28 protein-coding genes and 2 tRNA genes are annotated in these 19537 nt (G+C 35.3%); 27 read left to right on the top strand and 3 right to left on the bottom strand.

Annotation, left to right across the window (positions count from 1 at the left end):
- Positions 1 to 72: 72 nt before the first annotated feature.
- From OM966_RS06025 to OM966_RS05955, 15 genes are all read left to right on the top strand, one after another.
- Positions 73 to 378, top strand: a complete 306-nt coding sequence (locus OM966_RS06025) for a head-tail joining protein (RefSeq protein ID WP_264329216.1) — start codon at positions 73 to 75, stop codon at positions 376 to 378.
- A 1-nt stretch (position 379) separates the two neighbouring features.
- On the top strand, positions 380 to 907 hold the full coding sequence (locus tag OM966_RS06020) for a phage tail protein (RefSeq protein WP_264329215.1): 528 nt from the start codon (positions 380 to 382) through the stop codon (positions 905 to 907).
- Positions 891 to 1361 carry a hypothetical protein gene (locus tag OM966_RS06015; RefSeq protein WP_264329214.1) on the top strand — a complete coding sequence of 157 codons (471 nt, stop codon included), beginning with the start codon at positions 891 to 893 and terminating at the stop codon, positions 1359 to 1361. The genes OM966_RS06020 and OM966_RS06015 overlap by 17 nt, the downstream gene beginning before the upstream one ends.
- On the top strand, positions 1348 to 1812 hold the full coding sequence (locus OM966_RS06010) for a phage baseplate assembly protein V (RefSeq protein WP_264329213.1): 465 nt from the start codon (positions 1348 to 1350) through the stop codon (positions 1810 to 1812). The genes OM966_RS06015 and OM966_RS06010 overlap by 14 nt, the downstream gene beginning before the upstream one ends.
- On the top strand, positions 1813 to 2067 hold the full coding sequence (locus OM966_RS06005) for a PAAR domain-containing protein (protein ID WP_264329212.1): 255 nt from the start codon (positions 1813 to 1815) through the stop codon (positions 2065 to 2067).
- Between the two features lie 2 nt (positions 2068 to 2069).
- Positions 2070 to 2405: a GPW/gp25 family protein gene (locus OM966_RS06000; RefSeq protein WP_264329211.1), complete on the top strand. Its 336-nt coding sequence runs from the start codon at positions 2070 to 2072 to the stop codon at positions 2403 to 2405.
- 2 nt (positions 2406 to 2407) lie between these two features.
- Positions 2408 to 3202, top strand: a complete 795-nt coding sequence (locus OM966_RS05995; RefSeq protein WP_264329210.1) for a baseplate assembly protein — start codon at positions 2408 to 2410, stop codon at positions 3200 to 3202.
- Entirely contained in the window at positions 3202 to 4362 is a 1161-nt protein-coding gene (locus OM966_RS05990) for a phage tail protein (protein WP_264329209.1), read from the top strand. The genes OM966_RS05995 and OM966_RS05990 overlap by 1 nt, the downstream gene beginning before the upstream one ends.
- A 184-nt stretch (positions 4363 to 4546) precedes the next feature.
- Positions 4547 to 5362 carry an ankyrin repeat domain-containing protein gene (locus tag OM966_RS05985; protein WP_264329208.1) on the top strand — a complete coding sequence of 272 codons (816 nt, stop codon included), beginning with the start codon at positions 4547 to 4549 and terminating at the stop codon, positions 5360 to 5362.
- Positions 5313 to 5825, top strand: coding sequence for a hypothetical protein (locus OM966_RS05980; RefSeq protein ID WP_264329207.1), 513 nt, complete (start codon positions 5313 to 5315; stop codon positions 5823 to 5825). The genes OM966_RS05985 and OM966_RS05980 overlap by 50 nt, the downstream gene beginning before the upstream one ends.
- Complete coding sequence (locus tag OM966_RS05975; protein WP_264329206.1) at positions 5810 to 5950, top strand: hypothetical protein; 141 nt, start codon at positions 5810 to 5812, stop codon at positions 5948 to 5950. Before OM966_RS05980 ends, OM966_RS05975 begins: the two co-directional genes overlap by 16 nt.
- Positions 5951 to 5961: 11 nt before the next feature.
- Positions 5962 to 7110: a group II intron reverse transcriptase/maturase gene (gene ltrA / locus OM966_RS05970; RefSeq protein WP_264329205.1), complete on the top strand. Its 1149-nt coding sequence runs from the start codon at positions 5962 to 5964 to the stop codon at positions 7108 to 7110.
- Between the two features lie 125 nt (positions 7111 to 7235).
- Complete coding sequence (locus OM966_RS05965) at positions 7236 to 7703, top strand: ankyrin repeat domain-containing protein (protein WP_264329394.1); 468 nt, start codon at positions 7236 to 7238, stop codon at positions 7701 to 7703.
- A gap of 103 nt (positions 7704 to 7806) precedes the next feature.
- The gene (locus OM966_RS05960) at positions 7807 to 8085 is read left to right on the top strand and encodes a hypothetical protein (protein ID WP_458694305.1); all 279 of its coding nucleotides are present in this window, start codon (positions 7807 to 7809) and stop codon (positions 8083 to 8085) included.
- Positions 7994 to 9208 (top strand): recombinase family protein, encoded by a 1215-nt coding sequence (locus OM966_RS05955; protein WP_264329204.1) that lies wholly within the window; start codon positions 7994 to 7996, stop codon positions 9206 to 9208. Before OM966_RS05960 ends, OM966_RS05955 begins: the two co-directional genes overlap by 92 nt.
- Before the next feature lie 447 nt (positions 9209 to 9655).
- Here the strand turns inward: OM966_RS05955 and OM966_RS05950 are convergent.
- A tRNA-Gly gene (locus tag OM966_RS05950) sits at positions 9656 to 9728 on the bottom strand.
- A gap of 180 nt (positions 9729 to 9908) precedes the next feature.
- On the opposite strand from OM966_RS05950, the gene OM966_RS05945 reads away from it, so the two are divergent.
- The 8 genes from OM966_RS05945 to OM966_RS05910 all read left to right on the top strand — a co-directional run bounded on the left by OM966_RS05945 (position 9909) and on the right by OM966_RS05910 (position 14811).
- A complete protein-coding gene (locus OM966_RS05945; protein ID WP_264329203.1) occupies positions 9909 to 10529 on the top strand; it encodes a ribonuclease D in 621 nt (206 codons plus the stop codon).
- Between the two features lie 125 nt (positions 10530 to 10654).
- Positions 10655 to 10978: a thioredoxin gene (trxA, locus tag OM966_RS05940; RefSeq protein ID WP_264329202.1), complete on the top strand. Its 324-nt coding sequence runs from the start codon at positions 10655 to 10657 to the stop codon at positions 10976 to 10978.
- A gap of 42 nt (positions 10979 to 11020) precedes the next feature.
- Positions 11021 to 11097, top strand: a tRNA-Ile gene (locus tag OM966_RS05935).
- 78 nt (positions 11098 to 11175) lie between these two features.
- On the top strand, positions 11176 to 11835 hold the full coding sequence (locus OM966_RS05930) for a CADD family putative folate metabolism protein (RefSeq protein WP_264329201.1): 660 nt from the start codon (positions 11176 to 11178) through the stop codon (positions 11833 to 11835).
- A 31-nt stretch (positions 11836 to 11866) separates the two neighbouring features.
- Entirely contained in the window at positions 11867 to 12262 is a 396-nt protein-coding gene (locus OM966_RS05925; protein WP_264329200.1) for a dihydroneopterin aldolase, read from the top strand.
- Positions 12262 to 13560, top strand: coding sequence for a dihydropteroate synthase (folP, locus tag OM966_RS05920; protein WP_264329199.1), 1299 nt, complete (start codon positions 12262 to 12264; stop codon positions 13558 to 13560). Before OM966_RS05925 ends, folP begins: the two co-directional genes overlap by 1 nt.
- Positions 13557 to 14036 carry a dihydrofolate reductase gene (locus OM966_RS05915; RefSeq protein WP_264329198.1) on the top strand — a complete coding sequence of 160 codons (480 nt, stop codon included), beginning with the start codon at positions 13557 to 13559 and terminating at the stop codon, positions 14034 to 14036. The genes folP and OM966_RS05915 overlap by 4 nt, the downstream gene beginning before the upstream one ends.
- Position 14037: 1 nt before the next feature.
- Positions 14038 to 14811 carry a putative folate metabolism gamma-glutamate ligase gene (locus OM966_RS05910; protein ID WP_264329197.1) on the top strand — a complete coding sequence of 258 codons (774 nt, stop codon included), beginning with the start codon at positions 14038 to 14040 and terminating at the stop codon, positions 14809 to 14811.
- Positions 14812 to 14891: 80 nt separating this feature from the next.
- Here OM966_RS05910 and trmB read toward each other — a convergent pair whose 3' ends face one another.
- Complete coding sequence (gene trmB, locus OM966_RS05905) at positions 14892 to 15557, bottom strand: tRNA (guanosine(46)-N7)-methyltransferase TrmB (protein WP_264329196.1); 666 nt, start codon at positions 15555 to 15557, stop codon at positions 14892 to 14894.
- Positions 15558 to 15704: 147 nt separating this feature from the next.
- Between trmB and OM966_RS05900 the strand changes: the two genes are divergently transcribed.
- The 3 genes from OM966_RS05900 to OM966_RS05890 all read left to right on the top strand — a co-directional run bounded on the left by OM966_RS05900 (position 15705) and on the right by OM966_RS05890 (position 18061).
- Positions 15705 to 17354 carry a 30S ribosomal protein S1 gene (locus OM966_RS05900; RefSeq protein ID WP_264329195.1) on the top strand — a complete coding sequence of 550 codons (1650 nt, stop codon included), beginning with the start codon at positions 15705 to 15707 and terminating at the stop codon, positions 17352 to 17354.
- 29 nt (positions 17355 to 17383) lie between these two features.
- On the top strand, positions 17384 to 17662 hold the full coding sequence (locus OM966_RS05895; protein WP_010963035.1) for an HU family DNA-binding protein: 279 nt from the start codon (positions 17384 to 17386) through the stop codon (positions 17660 to 17662).
- A 72-nt stretch (positions 17663 to 17734) separates the two neighbouring features.
- Entirely contained in the window at positions 17735 to 18061 is a 327-nt protein-coding gene (locus OM966_RS05890; protein WP_182183710.1) for a cell division protein ZapA, read from the top strand.
- Here the strand turns inward: OM966_RS05890 and OM966_RS05885 are convergent.
- Positions 18036 to 18314: an FAD assembly factor SdhE gene (locus OM966_RS05885; RefSeq protein WP_182158663.1), complete on the bottom strand. Its 279-nt coding sequence runs from the start codon at positions 18312 to 18314 to the stop codon at positions 18036 to 18038. The genes OM966_RS05890 and OM966_RS05885 overlap by 26 nt on opposite strands.
- Before the next feature lie 99 nt (positions 18315 to 18413).
- Here OM966_RS05885 and rseP point away from each other — a divergent pair, with 99 nt between their 5' ends.
- A complete protein-coding gene (rseP, locus tag OM966_RS05880; RefSeq protein WP_264329194.1) occupies positions 18414 to 19532 on the top strand; it encodes an RIP metalloprotease RseP in 1119 nt (372 codons plus the stop codon).
- Positions 19533 to 19537: the final 5 nt, after the last annotated feature.

The raw sequence follows: 19537 nt of genomic DNA, 5'->3' as shown, positions 1-19537 counted from the left end.
TAACTACAAAGCGGTGAGAACTCTACCAGTATGACTCTTCTTAGCATATTTATAAGGACTTAATGCATAAAAATGCAAGAAAATATTAAGCGATTATTGAAAGATTGTCTTATCCATTTAGGGGAGTTAGCTTTATATGAGTCAAAGGATAAGTCATATATGGTACAGGTATTAAAGCAAGAGACAGATAAATTATACGAGATTGGTGAAGGGCAATTTGTAGCAGAAACTTTAGTGTTGGAAGTAAGTGCGTTTGATGTACTGCAGCCAATGGTAGGAGATATTTTTGTTATAGGTGATTGCAAATACAAAATACACACACCACCACTTAGAGATAAATCTGGAATGGTCTGGCGAATCGAAGCGTCTGGGGTGTAAAATGTCTGTGCATATAGAAGTTAATAGTAATGAGGTAATAGAAAGTGTAAATGCTAAAAGAAAAAAAATAGAATTAGCAATAGTGAAAGCGTTAAACAGAACAGCACTATGGTTAAAAGCAAAAGCAGCTAAGGAAATCAGTGAGGAAAAGAAGATAAAATTGACGGTAATGAGAAGAAGGCTAAGAATTTTTAAAGCAAAAACAAGCAGATTGGAGGTTTTAATAAGAGCAAACTTGTATGATATCAGAGTATCATCAATGAGTAAAATGAAACAAACAAGAAGGGGTACAAAAATAGGAAAACATGAATTTATTGGAGCATTTACTGCAACCATGCCAAGAGGTTATAAAGGAGCTTTTAAACGTGAAGGAAGAGCAGCATTACCAATACAAGAAGTTAAATTGCGATTGGAACCAGAGGCTTCAAGGATAATAGAGGATTTTGTTAATTATGAGGTTGAGAAAGTCTTTACAAAATTTTTTGAACGTGAATTGAGTTATATTACAGGAAATGAAAGATTTGCATAACGCAATCTGCACTACGCTGAAGAGAGAAATACCAGCAATTCAAACTTGTGAGGTTTATCCAGCAATCAGGAAAGAATTAGTAGCGCCAGCGGTGTTTGTAGAATTAGCAAGTTTAGAACCAGGTAAAGATGCAGGTACTGAGGAATTAGCATTGAAAGCCAGGTTTGAAGCGAGGATTGTAGTTGATGGAACAGTCGAGGATTCCTCGGTAGTTGTTAGAACATTAGCTGCTGAGGTTGCGAGAGTAGTAAATAAAAATACTTGGAACGTGGAAAATGTTTCACCAGGAGAATTTATCTCTGCAGAAATTGACGGATTTAGACCCGAATTAGATGCATATTTGGTGTGGATAGTTGATTGGAGTCATCAGCTTCATTTAGGTAAATCAGTATGGGAAGAGGGGAAAATTAAGCCACATAAAATAGAAGTGGGAGAAATGCATGTTGGAAAATAATTTTGCCATTGCAGAGTTACAGAGAAAAGTAGCGAATATTATTCGTATAGGCCTAGTTAAAGAAATAGACTATGAAAAAGCGAAAGTAAGAGTGAAAATAGGAGAATTTTTAACAGATTATTTACCGTGGATAACGAGCAAAGCAGGAAAAGATAGAGATTGGTCTCCGCCAGATATCGATGAACAAGTTATGATATTTTCTCCTCTTGGTGAATTATCGTTAGGAGTGGTGTTAGGAGGGATATACCAGGAAAAATACCCTGCATCAGAGAATAAAAAAGAAATAAATAGTGTGAAGTTTCAAGATGGGACAAAGTTTACATATGATAAGGAAAAACATCATTTAGAGATTGAAGTAGTAGACAAAATAACACTGAAGGCTGGGGAATCGAGCATAGAGATGACGAAGAGCGAAATAAAACTGAAAGCAGATAGAATAAACCTTAATTAAATGAATAAGTCGATTGCACGAGTAGGAGATTATTGTGTAGAAGTAACACCGCATTTCTGTATTAGCGGCAGTAACAATGTTTTTGTAAACGGTAAGTCAATATGTAGACAAGGAGACAGTTTTAGTGAAGGAAGAGCATTAACTGAAGGATCAAAAACAGTATTTGCAAATGGTCTTAGTGCAGGAAGAGTAGGAGATATAGTTTCATGTGGGTTTAAAGTAATAAAAGGCAGTGAAACCGTGTTTGCAGGCTAAAAATGAAAGGAATGGATGCTAAAACAGGGAAAGAATTAGAAGGAATAGAGCACTTAAGGCAATCGATAATTGATATACTGACCACTCCTATTAACAGTAGAATCATGAGAAGAGATTATGGATCAAGACTATTTGAGTTAGTGGATAAGCCAATCAGTAGAGATTTAACTTTGGAAATCTATGCAGCAACAGCAGAAGCACTGGGGAAATTTCAGAAGAGATTTAAGTTAGAAAAAGTAAAAATTACAGAAGTAAAAGAAGGAAAAGTGATTCTTGTACTTCAAGGTATTTATCTTCCAGAAGGCAAATTCATAGATATTAGAGGAATAGTTGTTTAGAAATGCAGACACCTAATATTATTGAAAAGCTGAGTTATGAAGAAATCTTTTCGAGAATGAAGGAAGAATTGGTCCGTAGAGATGAAACCTTTTCAGCATTAGTTGAAAGTGATCCAGCGGTAAAGATTATGGAGGTAGCAGCATGGAGAGAACTTTTGCTCAGAGAAAGAATAAATGAAGCAGTAGAGAGTAATTTACTGAAATTTGCAGTAGGAGAAGATCTTGATAATTTGGCTGAATTTTATGGAGTAGAGAGAGAAAAAGAAGAAGAGGATGAACGATTTAGAAAAAGAATTAAAGCAAAGATAATGGGTTGGAGCACATGTGGGAGCAAGGAGTATTATAGGTATCATGCACTGTCAGCAGATAGTAGAGTAAAAGATGCATTAGTAGAATCACCTATACCAGGGAAAGTACAAATTTCAATCTTATCAACACAATTATCCACAACTAGTATAGTTCCAGAAGAGCTACTTGAAATTGTAAAAAAGCAGGTTACCAGAGATGATATAAGGGTTTTAACCGATACAGTAACAGTAATGGGTTGCAACATTACAGAAATAGATATCCACAGCAGAATCAGCACGAATTGTATAACATCAGAGGAAGAAATCAAGAAGCAGTTTATTAAGAAGTTTGAATTAGCAAAAAGATTAGGGTGGAGTGTAACAAAATCTTGGATAATAGCGAATTTATTTGTAGATGGTGTAGAAAACGTAGAATTAGTAGAGCCAAAAGAGAATGTTGTGGTACTAGGTAATGAGTGTGCAAATTTGAGAAATTTAAAGATTGAGTAATGTTATTACCACCAAATGCAACAAAGCAAGAGCAAGCACTGGTTGATGCAACAGATTATAGGGTTGACCCAAACTGTATCAGAGGATTTAAGTTCAACCTAAAAGGAGAAACATTGCCGTGGTTGATTGAGGAATATGAATTGGGGGAAATTCTACGTTGGGTAAGGGATAAAAGAAAAGCTGTAATAGAAGGAGTAAAATTTCAAAAGCTACGTGGAACGCCTGCATCACTAAAAATAGCACTAAAGTGGGCGAATATAGAAGACATTACAATTATCGAAGAACCACCTGGTAAACATTTTTTTGAATTGCAGATAGGTATAAAAGATGTTCCAAATGACTTTTTTGTAGATGTGGTTGTAGAATTTGCGAAGCTGTCATTACCAGCAAGATCGAGACTAATGAGAATTTTTAACGATTATTACAACGTTGATAGGTTTATTTTAGATGAAAGCTTTTTTGGAAATTTGTTATCGGATTACTCAGGTAGAAAGGTTGAAAAAGATGGACCAGTGTTATCATTTGGAAGAATAAATTTTTTCAGTTCTAGAGGTCCGTTAGTAGAGATTGTAGACAACTATTTAAGAGAGCATTATGAACAAACATTTAGTAATGATATATATCGGTTAGATGTAGCAGTACTTGGGGAAACAGAGACTCATACAAAGGATTACAAAGGCATCTATGAAAGAAATCATCAGTGGTACAACTTAAAAGCACTATATCCACTACCACAGAGCTTATTGCCGGAAATTAAGTTTGCGAAAGCACAGATAGTATTATCGGATAGTTGGAATTTAGGAGAAATAAATGCGTGCTTTCCAGTTAGTAGTGTAGAGGAAAGAGGGAATAAATTTGTATTGGGAAGCGATAAACTTTCAGGGCAACATTGGAATTTAAAACACAAGCCAATTTTAGAAAGGTTTAGCGTTACTCACCACTACAAGGTAGAAGATTTTACCAACAAAAAAGTTATAAGATTTGGTGTGGCAGAGCACAATATTCATTTTGAAAGCGATTTAAATTCAGAGCAAAAGGATTCAATACATGAATTAGAAAGTTACATTTTAGTATTGTACGGAGGTGTCTTAACTTGGCACGAACATCGACATTTGAATAGAAGTTGGGAAGAAAAACAGGTCGTATGTTTAATATGCTAAATACTTATATTTATATCTTCATATATTACATTAACATTCGGTAAAAATGTGTGTTTTTTGAAAAAAAAGAAGTTGCTTTTCCATGCTAAAACAGCTATAAATTAGGTAGGTGTAGGTAAACATAAGAAATTGATCTTGCACTGAAGTGAGCCAAATTGGCGTATTTTTTTATAGTGAGGTATGTATGAAGTTCAGTGAGGAAAAGAGAGAAGCTTTTAATAAGTCATTTTATGAATTATTAGAGAACTCGTTTAAGAATATTAATGAAAAGGATGAAAAAGGGGAAACAGTATTGCACCATGCAGTAGGAATCTCCGATTGCAAAACAGTGAAGTTATTAATAAAAAAAGGAGCGGAGATCAATGCAAGAGATAAAAATGGTTATACACCACTGCACTGTGCAGTATTTGCGAAAAGTTTAGAAAATGTAAAAGTGCTGATAAGGGGAGGAGCAGAAATAAATGCCACTCAATATATCAGCGGATGTGCGCCACTGCACTCTGCGTGCAAAATAGGAGGAGCAGGAGTTGAAATAATAAAAGAGCTAGTAAAGGCCGGAGCTGAAGTTAATCAACTGAATAAGTATGGTGCAACACCAATGTATTACATATGGGAAAGTGAAAAGTATTGTCTGTGTGATAGCGAAGAGAGTGAAAAGGCAAGTAAATTTTTGAGAGAACAAGGAGGAATAACAAAAAGTAGAGAACTGACGTGCTATGGAATAGAGAGGCTAGTGGGAGAAATAGCATATATGTTAGATAGAAGCTATTTACCTGAGTTAAAAATAATAGAGATAGAAGAAATCAGAAAGAAAGATAAATCACTAATAAAGGAGGAATGTAAAAATTTAGCAAGCAAGATAATGAGCAAAGTGAACAAAATGATAGATGAGGTGGTGAGAAGGAAAGCTTTAAAAAGGGACTTAATTTTAAAGAAAGGTGGGGTAGATTATGGTGCGCCAAGAAGTGCTTGGAGAACAGTTGGTGAAAATCCAACATAAACAAAGTCTAGCCAACAGTTTAGAACAGACCACTATGTTGCATGAGGTAACGAGTGTAATAGAGCTAGTGGAATGGACAATGCAGGGTACAACGAAAGTGAAGGGATTGAGTCCCGAAATACCTGAAGACATAGAGGTCGACATTTTCATTTTGGTGGAAGACAGCATGAGGGATAATGCAAAGGCGAGTTATCACTCACTCTATCGGGATCTGAGACCGTGCCATGTATTGAAATGGACTTCAAGTGAACTTGGGAGATCCTATGCATTCCTACAAAGGTACGCTGGAACAAGTCAACAAAGGCAAGAACTAGCGGAAGATGCAGAGGAAGTCGGACTGATTGATAGTACTCGGAGTGTGGGAAAGCCACGTACAAGGGGAAGCGATCAGCAATATAGTAACTGGTATAGGGATTGCTATGCCAATACAACGGAGGTTGGAATAACATGCAAAATAAACTAAACCAGATAGCAGTAAGAGCAAAGCAAGATAAGCGACTGAAATTCACATCGCTAATCCATCTAATAAATGTAGGAAACCTTGCAGAGTGTTATAAAGAGCTAAAGCGTACAAGGCTTGTGGAATAGACTGGGTAACAGTGGAAGCTTACGGAGAAAATCTAAAAGAGCGACTGGAAGGACTAGTGGATAGTATGAAGAGAAAGCAATATCAACCACAACCGGTGAGGAGGGTGTATATACCAAAAGCCGGAAGTAAAGAGAAACGCGGACTCGGAATACCATCAACTGAGGATAAGTTGGTACAGATTATGCTGAAGAAGATATTAGAAAATATTTACGAGGCAAACTTTCTGGACAGCTCATATGGATTTCGACCTGGAAGAAACTGTCATCAAACGGTAAATGCACTAGATAAAGCAGTTATGTACAAACCAATAAACTACATTGTAGAAGTGGATATCAAGAAGTTCTACGATAATATACAGCATAAATGGCTAATTAGATGTCTAAGGGAACGAATAACTGACCCAAATTTACTTTGGTTAATAAAGCGTTTTCTTAAGGCAGGGATAGTTGAAGCTGGATATTATGAAGCAACAAAACAAGGTACACCCCAAGGTGGTATAGTAAGTCCTGTATTAGCAAATATATACTTACATTATGTGTTGGATTTATGGCTTGAAAAGAAATTTAAACCAAGATCCAGAGTATATATACAACTAATAAGGTTTTGCGACGATTTTGTGGTTTGTTGCGAAAGTAAGGTAGACGCGGAAGAATTTCTGGAATTACTGAAACAAAGGTTAAATAAATTTGGGTTGGAAGTATCTGAAAACAAGACCAGAGTAGTAAAGTTTGGCAAGAGGGAGTGGCAACAAGCGATAAGAGAGAAACGAAGGACGGAAAGTTTCAATTTTCTGGGGTTTACGCACTATGGTGCAAAAAGTCGTCGTGGTAGATTAATGATGGGACATAAAACCTCAAAGTTAAATCTAGCCAGAAAACTAAAAGAAATCAAAGAGTGGTTGGAAAAAGTCCGCGGAAGTATTCGACTTAAAGATTGGTGGCAAGTACTGAAGGCTAAATTAACAGGACACTATAACTACTTTGGTATTAGCGGAAATTATTGGTGTTTGAAACAATTTTACACATCAGTAAGAAAGCTAGCATTTAAATGGATAAATCGGCGTAGTCAGAAAAGGAGTATGACCTGGGAACAGTTTGTACACTACGTAGAAGTAAATCCATTACCAAAGCCAAAAATACATTTTTCTTTATATGCATAAGAGGGACGACTGTGAAAACTAATATTGATGAGCCGTGTGCGGGAAATCTGCAAGCACGGTTCTTTAGGGGGAGTTGTAGTAATAAAACTCAAACGAGAGGAGTAAAGCTACAGCTTCTACCAAACATAAAGCTTGGTAAGAAAGAGGCATTTAATAAATCTCTATTAGAGAACTCATTTAAAAGTGTTTATGAAAGAGACGAAAATGGAAGAACAGTTCTATATTATGCAGTAGACGCAAAAACAGTGAGGTTATTAATCGAAAAAGGAGTAGATGTGAATGCAGCAGATGTAAGAGGACATACAGCACTGCATCTAGCGATAACGGAGAAACGTCTAGAAACAGTTAGAGAATTGATAAAATCAGGAGGGAATGTAAATGCTGAAGAGTATGGCAATAAATGCACTCCGCTGCACCTTGCATGTATGGTAGGTGAAAAAGAAATAGTGGAGGAGCTAGTAAAAGCAGGGGCTGAAATAGAGCAAGCAGATAAGTTTGGAATGACAGCGATGGATTATGCGAAAAATAGCAAAGAAATAGCCGAGGTATTAAAGAAAGAAACAGAGAAAATGGAAAGTTTGTTAAAAAAATAAGAGTCGTATCAGAAAGCGCAACAGCAGTTGGCAAAGGAAGGGCTAGACCAAATTTGAAGGCTGTAGCTGACAAAAGTTGGTCTTTTTCATAAGAGTAAATGGATTGATGGAAAAAAGGAGTGGTAAGGCTCCTTGCACTATAAAAACATTTGCAGGAGAAACTATGAGAAAAAGAACATTAACTTGCCGATATGAGCCAGATGAATTAGCGGAACAACATCTAGCAGACGCCTATGAGCTGTTACTAAGGTATGCGGTAAAAAGAAACAATGAAAAGGAGATAAAGAAAAATGATAACAGTGGCCTTATATGCAAGAGTTTCATCGAAGAGTCAAGCGCAGAACAATACAATAGAGAGTCAAATTGCCGAGCTCAAGCATAGAATTGCTGCAGATAAGCATGAGTTATTGAATGAGTATGAATTTAAGGATGATGGGCTTAGTGGGTGGAGTTTAGAACGTGAAGGTTTAGATGCATTACGTGATAAAGTAGGAGAAGATCAAATTGATAAAATTTATATTCATTCACCTGACCGATTATCAAGAAAATCTGCACATCAAATGATATTACTTGATGAATTTGAAAAAGCAGGAGTAGAAGTAATATTCTTAAATCATAAGACTGAAAATAATCCAGAGTCTAAATTGTTATTGGGAATGCAAGGATTAGTAGCAGAGTATGAGTGTACAAAGATTATGGAACGTAGTCGAAGGGGAAAACTCCATAGAGCAAAAAAAGGCTGTGTAAGTGTAATTGGCGTTGCACCTTTTGGTTATAATCGTATAAAGCATGTAGATAGAGAAAAGACAAAGTTTGAAATAAATGAAGAGGAAGCAAAAATAGTAAAGCAGCTATTCATGTGGGTAGGTCAAGAAAGAATAAGTATAAGGGAAGTGATACGTAGACTAAGAGATAGGTCAATTAGAACAAGAACGGGAAAGAAGGTGTGGTGTCCAATAATAATTTGGAAGGTATTAAGAAATCCAGCATATAAAGGACAAGCAGCATTTGGTAAATTAAAGAGGGTTGAAAGAAGAGAAAGAAATAAACAAAAGGTTTCTATCTGTCGCACAGATGAGGACAGCTGGATTTATATACCAGTACCAAAAATAGTTGATGAAGGGTTATTTAATAAAGTACAAAAGCAACTGGATGAAAATAGAAAAAGAGCAAGGATGCAGAGAGAGGGAGGAAAAAAGAAATATCTATTACAAGGTCTAGTTGTGTGTCAAAACTGTGGATATGCGTATAGTGGTGCACAATGTGGAGCTGAGGGAAAAAAGTTTAGCTATTATCGCTGTAGTAGTACTATACGTATTACTGATGGTAGGGAGAAGTGTACTAATAAATTGGTCCGTACAGATATGTTAGAAATAGCTATATGGGAAAAGGTGAAAAATTTACTAAAAAACCCAGAGATGATAAAAAATGAGTATCAACGTAGAATTGCAGAAAATAAAAATGATGAATCATCAGATAAAAAGTTTTCAAGAAGAGAAAATTAAATAAAACAAGGCATCGAAAAGTTAATGGAAGACTATTATAGTCAAGAAAATGTAGGAGATAAAGGATATATAAGTGAGGAAGAATTTAAACAGACGATGAAAAGAATGAGGGAACGCTTAAGAGGAATAGAAGAAGAAAAGAAAAAGGTAGTTGATCAAAAGGCAATAGAGAAGGGAATGAACCTTATCATCAACAGTATAAAGAGTCTTTATTCCAGTGTAAAATCGAATTTGGAACAGCTAGATTGGCAAACTAAGCGTGGCATCATTAGAGCATTAGTAGAACGAATTCAGATTGGTTATGACCAGGTAGAAGTGGCATTTAGAATCGAAGAACCAGCACAAGATGGAGAGATTTTTAATTTGCAACATTGTACTGGACGTCATAATAAGGGCGCTGGCGAAATATGTCAAGGGATTTTTGACGAAATGATTTTGAAAGTAAAGAGCGGGAGAAGGAGTTCGAACCCTCGACCTCAACCTTGGCAAGGTTGCGCTCTACCAACTGAGCTACTCCCGCAATTAAATTAACCTAAATTTACTTAATTATAGGCATATACAGCGATTTGTAAACCCCGTGTACACGAAAAATTTGAGAGCCCATAAATTTGCGTGGTTCCTTCTATGATCTTTTCGTATACTTAAGGCTCATTTTTGATTATCATAGGTTTTCAATTGTGCCAAAAAATGTATTAATTTTATGGGAATATTTTTATATAAAGACGACTTGCCAGCTAGTTCAATACCAGATGATATAAGGTCTATAGCTGTTGATACCGAGGCAATGGGGCTACTTCATAGCAGAGATAGATTATGCCTTGTGCAGCTCTCTTTTAATGATGGCAACGTTCACTTAGTTCAACTCAAGAACGATTACACAGCGCCAAATTTGAGAAAAATATTAGAGGATAAAAATATAACTAAAATATTTCACTTCGCGCGATTTGATCTGAGCATAATACATTATTACTTGAAAACTTGGGCACTTCCGTGCTATTGCACAAAAATAGCTTCACGGTTAGTTCGCACTTACACAGATAATCATAGCTTAAAAGAACTGTGCTTAGAACTACTTGATACCAAATTAAATAAGCAACAGCAATCTTCTGATTGGGGAAATGAAAATTTGACAGACAAACAAAAAAGTTATGCTGCATCTGATGTTTTGTATCTCCATAAGATAAAGGAAAAGCTAGATTTAATGTTGGAACGTGAAAATAGAAAAGAATTGGCCCAAAAGTGCTTTGAATTTCTTCCTACTCGCATTGAGTTAGACTTAATGGGTTGGGAAAACGTGGATATCTTTAATCATCAGATATAACCATTTGTGAGAAGTTTTTTGTTTGTGCAAGACACTTTAGGGCAATTTTTCAGAAGAATTTAGTTGATTAACTGTTGATTGATGCGCTATATTTTACAAGCAATCGTTCTAAGTTTAGGTATTTTATGAGTGATGACATTATATCAGTAAATGATCAAAATTTCAAATTTGAAGTCACTGACTATAAAGGGTTTGTTCTGATAGACTTTTGGGCAGAATGGTGTGGGCCATGTAAAAGTCTAATGCCGCGTATTGAACAGCTGGCTAAAGACAGAAAAGGCAAGATTAAGATCTGCAAGTTCGACATAGATGAAGGGGCTGAAGTGCCAAGTAAGTATGGAGTGCAATCTATACCCACTTTAATCATATTTCAAGATGGTAAGGAAATTGCACGCAAAATTGGTGCAACAAATGATTTGCTAAGTTGGGTTGATAGTGAAATAAGCTAATAGACAAATTTGCTTTTGTGTGTATTATAAATATTGATGAAAGGGATTGTAGCTCAGTCGGTTAGAGCAGTTCGCTCATAACGAATTGGTCGTAGGTTCGAGTCCTACCAATCCCACCATTGTGTTGATCTTAGCATGATCGTAACAATGAGAAAACTATAGTATATGAATTATATGTTGATATAATAGAGGAAATAATGGAATTTACTAAATCTTTGAATAATAAGTTAGATGAGTTGCACTTACTAAATCATCCATTCTACCAATCATGGAATACAGGAAGCTTAAGCTTGCAAGCTTTACAAACCTATGCTAAAGAATATTATCATCACGTTGCTGCGTTTCCTCGTTATATCAGTGGTATACATTTTTTGTGCCCAGATCTAAAAATGCGACAGGTTTTGCTTGGTAATTTGATAGAAGAAGAACAAGGTGATGAAAATCACCCAGAGTTGTGGAAACGTTTTGCTGAAGGGCTTGGTGTAACACGGTCTGATCTCCATAAGGATGCACAGATTAAAGAGACACAGGAGTTAGTTGATGGTTACTTTGATATTGTACGATCAGACTTTGCTTCCGGTTTGGGTGCACTTTATGCTTATGAACGTCAAACTCCAGAGGTTTCTAAGTCTAAAATTGAAGGTTTAAAAAAACACTATTCAATAAGTGATGAGCGTTCTCTTCAATTTTTTACGGTTCATATGCATGCTGATGAATGGCATTCTGAGGAATGTACAAATCTTATTGCAGACTTAAGCGAAGAAGAGCAAGAGAAAGCCATGCAAGGCGCTAAAAAAGGAGCAAAACTCTTGTGGGGTTTTCTTGACGGGATAATGAACGCTAGTGTGTGTCATTAATTGTAAGTAGATTAAACTCAGTGATATTAAAATGCAATGTAATCTTCTTATATCTGACCTGCGGCTTTGGGTTCATTTAGGATGTAGTGCAGAAGAGAAGTTTCATTCTCAATTAGTTAGTGTTAATATTGATTTTACCTTTAAATCCCCCCCTTTAGGACTTACAACTGACCGGCTTGAGGATACTATATGTTACTTGGAGGTAGTTCAGAGTATTCAATCTCTCGTTCAAAGCAAGCAATTCAATTTAATCGAGCACTTAACTCATGATATATACAGAGCCATTAATAATCTTTTGGTGCAAAAAAAACATATTATTTCTTCCATAAGAGTGACTGCTCACAAAGTTGCACCACCCGTTCCCGGTGTGCATGGAGGTGTTCTCTTTACTTATTGTAATACATTACAAGAACAGGAAGGTAACTAATGATCTATATTTCTATTGGCTCAAATATAGGAAATCGCTTTTCCCATTTACAAAGGGCTGCTCAGTTACTAAAGGAACGCTATTTTAAAGATTTAAAGTCTTCGATCATTCTAGAAACTAAGGCCATTTTACCAAACGGTGCTCCACCTGAGTGGGATAAGCCATTTCTCAACATGATTGTCTATGGAAGTTGTTCTTCTTCTCCCGAAGAGCTATTAAAAGGTCTAAAACAAATTGAGTGTGATATTGGCCGTCCGCAGGTCTATAAAAAGTGGGCACCTCGCGTTATTGATTTGGATATTTTGTTATGGGATGATCTAACGCTCGATACACCCTACCTTAGAATTCCTCACCCAGAATTGATAAACAGACCATTTTTGCTTCACTTAATGGCAATGCTGAGCCCCATGGATAATACTCCAATAATCAACAAGACGTTCGGTACTGTTGCTTATGATATTCCTAACATTAAGGATTGCTTTTTAAGGAGTTTTACGCTTTCACCAGAGCTTGTAGGTATTGTCAATATTACTCCTGATTCATTTTCAGATGGTGGTCTTTATTATGATTCAGATCAAGCAACCAAGCAGGCACTGCGGCTGTTATTAGATGGTGCAAGCATAGTTGAACTTGGTGCTCAATCAACAAGACCTGGATCTTTAATGCAGATCCCAGAGGAAGAGTATGCACGTCTAAAGCCAGTACTTGATAATCTTAGCGATTATATGAAAGCTGGCGATATTAAAGTTAGCATTGATAGTTTCTGGCCAGATGTTATTTTGAATGTTTTAAAACACTACAAAATTACCTGGGTAAACGATCAGAAGGAAGCTCTAGATAATAATACCTTAAAAGCAATTGCTAGTAATGGTTGCAGCATCGTTATTATGCATTCACTTTCAATACCACCACATAAAGACAACATTATTCCAGACGACACTGACCCAATTGATATCATAAATAATTGGGCAGAGAAGAGCCTTAGCAGGTTACTTACCCTAGGTTTTGATCAAAGCTCGATAATTATTGATCCTGGTATTGGTTTTGGAAAATCTCTATATCAGAATATCTGGCTTTTACGCAATATAGAAGCATTGCAAAGTTTTAGCTGCAAAGTTCTGGTTGGTCATTCTAGAAAGTCATTTATTTCTTCTTTTTCTACAGAACCTGTCTTTAACCGAGATTTAGAAACAATTGCTTTATCATCTGCATTGCACAACAAGGTTGATTTCCTTCGAGTGCATAATGTGCGTGATCACATGCGATTTTTTGTAGCTCAAGCTGCTTTACAGGAATGAAGATTATCGGAATTATGGCTGTTGATCCCAAGGGGGTGATTGGAATAAATAATGGATTGCCCTGGCATTATCCAAGTGAGTTAGATCATTTTCGTCAAGTCACTGACAAACAAGTTATTGTGATGGGAAGAAAAACATTTGAAACAATACCACAAAACATATTAAAGCCTATTGTTTTTTCTCGTAACAAATTAAGTCCTTGTTTTAATAAAGGCATAGAATGCACTATTGTTTCTTCTATGCAAGAGTTCTTGTCAATCCAAGGTAATTGGAGTTACCCTCAAATCTTCATGATTGGTGGAGCACAAATAGCGCACCTTTTTTTGGAGTATGATCTAATTTCAGAGTTTATCATAACAGAAATTCACAGACTTTATAAAGGTGATGTATATTTCAACTTAACACTTCTTGATAGATGGAATAAAACTATTCTTACCAAAACAAAAGACTATACTATATGCAAGCTAACACGTTAATATGCATATTGAAGCAATTTATACCCACCGCATTGAATGTGGAGAAGTATTAGAGCAGGTTCTTGATTGCTATGTTTCAGAGTTGCTAAGAGAGGAAGTTGTTCTTGCTATCACATCAAAAATCATTTCCGTTTGTCAAAAACAAGCAGTTTGCAAAACTGCTTGTTCTAAAGAAGAGCTAATCAAAAGAGAAGCTGATGCAATTGTTGATGTGGACCACAATCCTCATAGTATCTGTTTAACGATTAAAGATAATATCTTAATTCCATCTGCTGGCATTGATGAATCAAATGGTAATGAAATGTATATTTTATACCCAAAGGATGTTCAGAAAACAGCTCTATCAATATGGAACTATCTCAAGACAAAACACTGCATAAAACATCTTGGCATTTTGATTACAGATAGTAATGTAACACCTATGCGTCGTGGGGTTACGGGCGTTGCTCTTGGTTGGTGTGGATTTGAACCACTTTATTCCTATATAGGCAAGCCAGATCTTTATAATCAATCACTGCAAGTAACACAAGTCAATCTTCTTGATGCACTGGCAACATCTGCTGTTTTAGTTATGGGAGAAGGGGCAGAGCAAACACCAATGGCAATAATTAGTGGTGCACCAAAGGTTCACTTTCTTACTCGTCCGCCAACTACAAAAGAAGAAAAAAGTGTTAAGATATCTATAAAAAAAGATCTTTACTCTCCTCTCCTCATGGGAGCCCGTTGGTTAAAGAGAAACTTAAAAAATTTGCTATTTCTTCATAAGGAGAAGTAGTTAAAGGAATTTACTCTATTTCTCCCTCTTTTTTTATTATTTTTAATCTATAGTTAACGTAAAAGAGATATGCAAAAACTCTATTGATCCATAGTCTGCAAATTATTAATAACACTTACTTTAAAGAACCTTACTTTACGCTGATCTTTGAGCGCTCTTTTGTGGTATTTTGTAAGAGTATAACTTGTGAAATCGTCTTCCCTATAGATTAAAGAGTTACACTGCTTTATATGTGATGCTATCCACTCTGCATAGTCCTGATGATCGGTTGCAATGAATATTTCCCCTGTTATAAGTATTTTTTTTGCTAATAAATTTAAAAATTCCGTATTAATTAATCGTCTTTTATTGTGACTTCTTTTTGGCCATGGATCTGGAAAGAGGATAAAGAATCTTTCAACACTGTTGTCAGGAAAATTTGCAATCAATTCTCTCGCATCTTCTGTCCATATTAAAATGTTTTTTATGTTTTGTATTTCTATGTTTGTTAGCAAGCGAGAAACCCCCTTTAAGTAGGGCTCACATCCTATAAATAATAGATCAGGTTCATTGAGCACCTGGTAAAGCATATTTTCACCGTTGCCAAAGCCTATTTCTACCCATATTCTTTTTCGTGAATTTACAATCTTCTCTATAGATTCCTTGCTGTTTTGAATAGAATATTTTTCCAATATTTCATCAACATCCGGTTTTAACCTGGACCTTCTGGAGAACGATCTAATCCACTTGCTATTCTTAAATACCATATTCTTGATACATATATAATTTTCTCACTATATTTTATATAGCTTAAACAATTCTCGAAATGAATTAACGAAAAATTACTTGTCAATAATTATTAATATTATATAATATATGAGTTCTAATAAAGTTTAAATTAAAGGTCACATTGCATGAATAATGATCCAGTTGTAAATCTACCGGTTACTATCAGAAAGCTATCATCAAACAAGTTTATAGAAGAGATATGTCAAGGCCAATTTGAGGATCAAGATAATGCCTTGTTTGAAGATTCTTTTGTTAACAAAATTAAAGAAGGAGATGTGGTAGAAGGTGTAATTACAAGAATAAACCCTAACGACGTTGTGGTTGATATTGGTTTAAAGTCTGACGGGAGAATTCTGATCAAGGAACTCGGTTGTAATGATGAGATCATTATTGGCTCGAAAATTAGAGTTTATGTGGAAAGAATTGAAGATTATCGTGGTAATGTTGTTCTTAGCCGTGAAAAAGCAATTAGAGACGAGAAATGGAATAAGTTGGAAGAAGATACAGTTACAAGAGCTGAAGTAAGCGGAGTTATTAAACGCTCAATTAAATGTGGTTTTATTGTTGATCTTGGTGACGGAATAAGCGCTTTTTTACCGCTGAGTCATGTGGATTTGAAGCAAGTAAAAGACGCGAAGCACCTTATTGAAACTGAACAAAAGTTCATCGTGCTTAAAATGGATAAGAAGCAAGGTAATATTGTAGTATCAAGAAAGCTGGTGTTAGAAAAATTGCACGCTGGTGAAAAAATTAAATTTTTAGAATCTTTAAATGAAGGCGATATAATAGAAGGAAAAATAAAAAGCATCACTCATTACGGTGTATTTGTCGGTATTCATGAATCAGATGTAGTGGGAGTTATAGATGGATTGCTACATATTACAGATATCTCTTGGAGTAGAGTGAGTCATCCATCTGCAGTTTTTGCTTGTGGCCAGACTATAAAAGTTAAAATTATAAAAATAGATAAGGAAAATGCTAAAATTTCCTTGGGTGTGAAGCAGCTAGAAGATAGCCCTTGGCAAGATGCAGAGTCAAAATATCCAGTTGATAGTGTGCATAAGGGTTATGTAACAAGCATAGAAGATTATGGATTGTTTGTTGAGCTTAGACCTGGAATTGAAGGTTTAGTGCACTCGTCAGAAATAACTTGGGTTAAGAGTAATTTACCAGTTAGTAGTCTCGTAACAAGGGGACAAGAAGTATATGTAAAAATTCTCAGTATTGACATTGCTAAGAGTAGGATGAGTTTAAGCATGAAAAGGTGTGTAGACAACCCTTGGCAAGTATTTATCAATAAATATCCTCCTGGTTCTATTATTTCTGGCGAAGTGAAGAATAATACCGGCTCATATGTATCTGTTGCTTTCAATGATTCTGAAATAGATGAGAACATAGAAGGGGCAATATATGTGAAAGATTTAAGTTGGTCTAAAAATAGCTCAGATGAGATAAAGAAGTATAATGTAGGTGATAAAATAGAAGCAAAAGTAATAAGGGCTAACGTGAATCGGGTAAGAATTTATCTTGGAATAAAACAAATAGAGTATGATCCTCTTGAAGAACTGATAAAGAAAGTTAAGGTAGGCGATAAAATACAGGTTATTGTAGGTAAGAGAGAAGATAATGGACTAGTCGTTGAAGTTGAGAACGATGTAACCCTTCTAATAGATCAAGAGCATTTACCGGAAAATAAAAAGTTCTCTATATCAGAAAAAATAGAAGTTGAAGTATTGGGTGTTGAAGAATATAACGTAGTATTATCTGCTAAGTGATAAGGTTTACTTATTTTGGCTTCATATAAATGGCAACAAAGTCTGATATAATAGCGAGGGTAGCAAAAAGACATCCTTTTTTAGATAAGATTGTTATAGCAGCTATAGTTGATAGATTTTTTGGGATACTTTCAAGCACATTGAAGCATCATAATAGAGTTGAAATTAGGGGGTTTGGTTCTTTTTCAGTTAGAAGTTATAACTTGAAAGAAACAAGCCATTTAATGTTACAGAAGTTTACAAAGAATCAATACTTTAAAACATATTTTCGTAGCAGTAAAAAATTATCTGATTTGATAAATGAATAAAAATTTATACCATAAATAAGATGAAAGTAGGGGTTTGAGTTTATACTGTACGATAGAAATTTTTAGCACCATATGCAAGTAGTAGAAATAGTTATACGTAATAACACATACAAAATATCTTGCGAAAGTGGGAAGAAGAGCCATTTATTACGTCTTGCTAATAGTTTTGACAAGCTAGTTGGTTCTGTATCCCAAAAAACTGGAGGTAAGGGTTCGGATGCATTAAATTTCTTACTTGCAGCGCTAATTCTTGAGGATAAAATTTTAGAATTAACAAAGCGGTTGGATGAAGCAAATCAAGAGCGCGAAAAGTATAGAAACGAGAAAAGAATAGAATATATTGAGGTACTAGATAAGGTAAATAAGATTATCACTAATCTTGAGTGCATAAAGGATTAGCTTCAATAAAGCAAGCAATTAAATTGACTATCTGACTATTTAAGCCAGGAGGGAGGTTTGTCTTACGAGTTATGTAACAATATAATTCGTAATCATCAAGATCAACTATTTTTTCGTATTCGATTAGTTCGCTCAAGGAAAATTTATCAAGATATTTCAATGCGAAATGCCCTAAAAGTATATCGGTTTCTTTGCAACCCCTATGCCAGCTTCTATACATCAATTTTCTTCTGAGTAGTGAGGTATCTGTCATTACAATTAAACTTTTTTTAATTTAAAAGTTAAACTAAATACTTGTCAAGCGAGGCGCGTTTTAATATACTTAACATTTGTTTAAGATCTAAATACACAGGTGGAGTTAATTTTGAATTTCATTCATCAGTTTGGCAATGGAATATATTGTTTTTTGTCATTTGCCTTAATCATTTCTGTTATAGTGTTTGTGCATGAGTATGGGCATTATGTTGTTGCCAAAGCATGCAAAGTTAAAGTTGAATCTTTTTCTATAGGTTTTGGTCCTGAAATTTTTGGTTTTAACGATAAGTCTGGAGCTAGATGGAAAATAAGCGCTGTTCCATTGGGTGGTTATGTTAAAATGTTAGGGGATACTAATGCAGCGAGTGTCCCAGATGATCAAAAAGAATTAACTGAAGAAGAAAAGTTGTATTCATTTCATACAAAACCACGGTATAAAAAAGCAGCAGTGGTTTTTGCAGGACCTTTTGCAAATATGATACTTGCTGTTATAGCTTTTACAATATTTTTTAGCACGGCAGGTTATTACCGCACTCCACCGGTGATTAGGGATGTAATTGAAGGAAGTGCAGCCAAACAAGCTGGCCTATTACCAGGTGACACTATTACACAAATCAATGAACATAAAATAAAATACTTTGAAGATATTTCACGTGTGATAATGTCGAACCCCAAGACGAGAATGGAAATTAAATATAGCAGAAATAATGAGGAGCGTAGAACTAGCCTGACTCCATTGACAATTGAGAGTAGAGATGTTTTTGGCAACATAATAGAAAGAGAAACTATAGGGATTATTTCAGTCAATACATTAAAGCAGTCATCTTTTCTTGGGGCTGTGAGCTTATCAGTAAGTGAAACTTACCACACTATGTGCTTAACGATCAAAGCTATCTTTCAAATTATCGTTGGTAAGAGAAGTGCAAGTGAAATAGGTGGACCAATAAAAATTGCAAAATATTCAGGGCAATCAGCCAAAAAAGGATTTATTATGGTTGTGTATCTCATGGCAATTATTTCAGCTAATTTAGCTGCGATTAACTTGCTACCAATTCCGCTACTGGATGGTGGGCATTTATTTCGTTATATTATAGAAGCAGTTATATGTAGAGATTTAAGTTTGAAATATCAAAAATATGAGGCTACCTTTGGTGCTTTTATTTTGTTCTTGCTGATGGCAATTGCAATTTTGAATGATATTAGGAGTCTTTTTTAAAATAA

The organism is Wolbachia endosymbiont (group A) of Andrena hattorfiana (assembly GCF_947179565.1).
Taxonomy (GTDB): Bacteria; Pseudomonadota; Alphaproteobacteria; order Rickettsiales; family Anaplasmataceae; genus Wolbachia.
The sequence above is the reverse complement of the archived record's forward strand: the minus strand, read 5'-3'. Positions and strand labels throughout refer to the sequence as shown.

Coding starts and splice junctions, on each gene's coding strand:
- OM966_RS05990 (WP_264329209.1), top strand. CDS start 3,202: ATGTTATTACCACCAAATGCAACAAAGCAAGAGCAAGCACTGGTTGAT.
- OM966_RS05925 (WP_264329200.1), top strand. CDS start 11,867: ATGCAATGTAATCTTCTTATATCTGACCTGCGGCTTTGGGTTCATTTA.
- OM966_RS05890 (WP_182183710.1), top strand. CDS start 17,735: ATGCAAGTAGTAGAAATAGTTATACGTAATAACACATACAAAATATCT.
- OM966_RS05985 (WP_264329208.1), top strand. CDS start 4,547: ATGAAGTTCAGTGAGGAAAAGAGAGAAGCTTTTAATAAGTCATTTTAT.
- OM966_RS05885 (WP_182158663.1), bottom strand. CDS start 18,314: ATGACAGATACCTCACTACTCAGAAGAAAATTGATGTATAGAAGCTGG.
- OM966_RS06000 (WP_264329211.1), top strand. CDS start 2,070: ATGAAAGGAATGGATGCTAAAACAGGGAAAGAATTAGAAGGAATAGAG.
- OM966_RS06010 (WP_264329213.1), top strand. CDS start 1,348: ATGTTGGAAAATAATTTTGCCATTGCAGAGTTACAGAGAAAAGTAGCG.
- folP (WP_264329199.1), top strand. CDS start 12,262: ATGATCTATATTTCTATTGGCTCAAATATAGGAAATCGCTTTTCCCAT.
- OM966_RS05930 (WP_264329201.1), top strand. CDS start 11,176: ATGGAATTTACTAAATCTTTGAATAATAAGTTAGATGAGTTGCACTTA.
- OM966_RS06005 (WP_264329212.1), top strand. CDS start 1,813: ATGAATAAGTCGATTGCACGAGTAGGAGATTATTGTGTAGAAGTAACA.
- trxA (WP_264329202.1), top strand. CDS start 10,655: ATGAGTGATGACATTATATCAGTAAATGATCAAAATTTCAAATTTGAA.
- OM966_RS06015 (WP_264329214.1), top strand. CDS start 891: ATGAAAGATTTGCATAACGCAATCTGCACTACGCTGAAGAGAGAAATA.
- OM966_RS05915 (WP_264329198.1), top strand. CDS start 13,557: ATGAAGATTATCGGAATTATGGCTGTTGATCCCAAGGGGGTGATTGGA.
- trmB (WP_264329196.1), bottom strand. CDS start 15,557: ATGGTATTTAAGAATAGCAAGTGGATTAGATCGTTCTCCAGAAGGTCC.
- OM966_RS06020 (WP_264329215.1), top strand. CDS start 380: ATGTCTGTGCATATAGAAGTTAATAGTAATGAGGTAATAGAAAGTGTA.
- OM966_RS06025 (WP_264329216.1), top strand. CDS start 73: ATGCAAGAAAATATTAAGCGATTATTGAAAGATTGTCTTATCCATTTA.
- OM966_RS05995 (WP_264329210.1), top strand. CDS start 2,408: ATGCAGACACCTAATATTATTGAAAAGCTGAGTTATGAAGAAATCTTT.
- OM966_RS05900 (WP_264329195.1), top strand. CDS start 15,705: ATGAATAATGATCCAGTTGTAAATCTACCGGTTACTATCAGAAAGCTA.
- OM966_RS05975 (WP_264329206.1), top strand. CDS start 5,810: ATGCAAAATAAACTAAACCAGATAGCAGTAAGAGCAAAGCAAGATAAG.
- OM966_RS05980 (WP_264329207.1), top strand. CDS start 5,313: ATGGTGCGCCAAGAAGTGCTTGGAGAACAGTTGGTGAAAATCCAACAT.
- OM966_RS05955 (WP_264329204.1), top strand. CDS start 7,994: ATGATAACAGTGGCCTTATATGCAAGAGTTTCATCGAAGAGTCAAGCG.
- OM966_RS05895 (WP_010963035.1), top strand. CDS start 17,384: ATGGCAACAAAGTCTGATATAATAGCGAGGGTAGCAAAAAGACATCCT.
- OM966_RS05945 (WP_264329203.1), top strand. CDS start 9,909: ATGGGAATATTTTTATATAAAGACGACTTGCCAGCTAGTTCAATACCA.
- OM966_RS05910 (WP_264329197.1), top strand. CDS start 14,038: ATGCATATTGAAGCAATTTATACCCACCGCATTGAATGTGGAGAAGTA.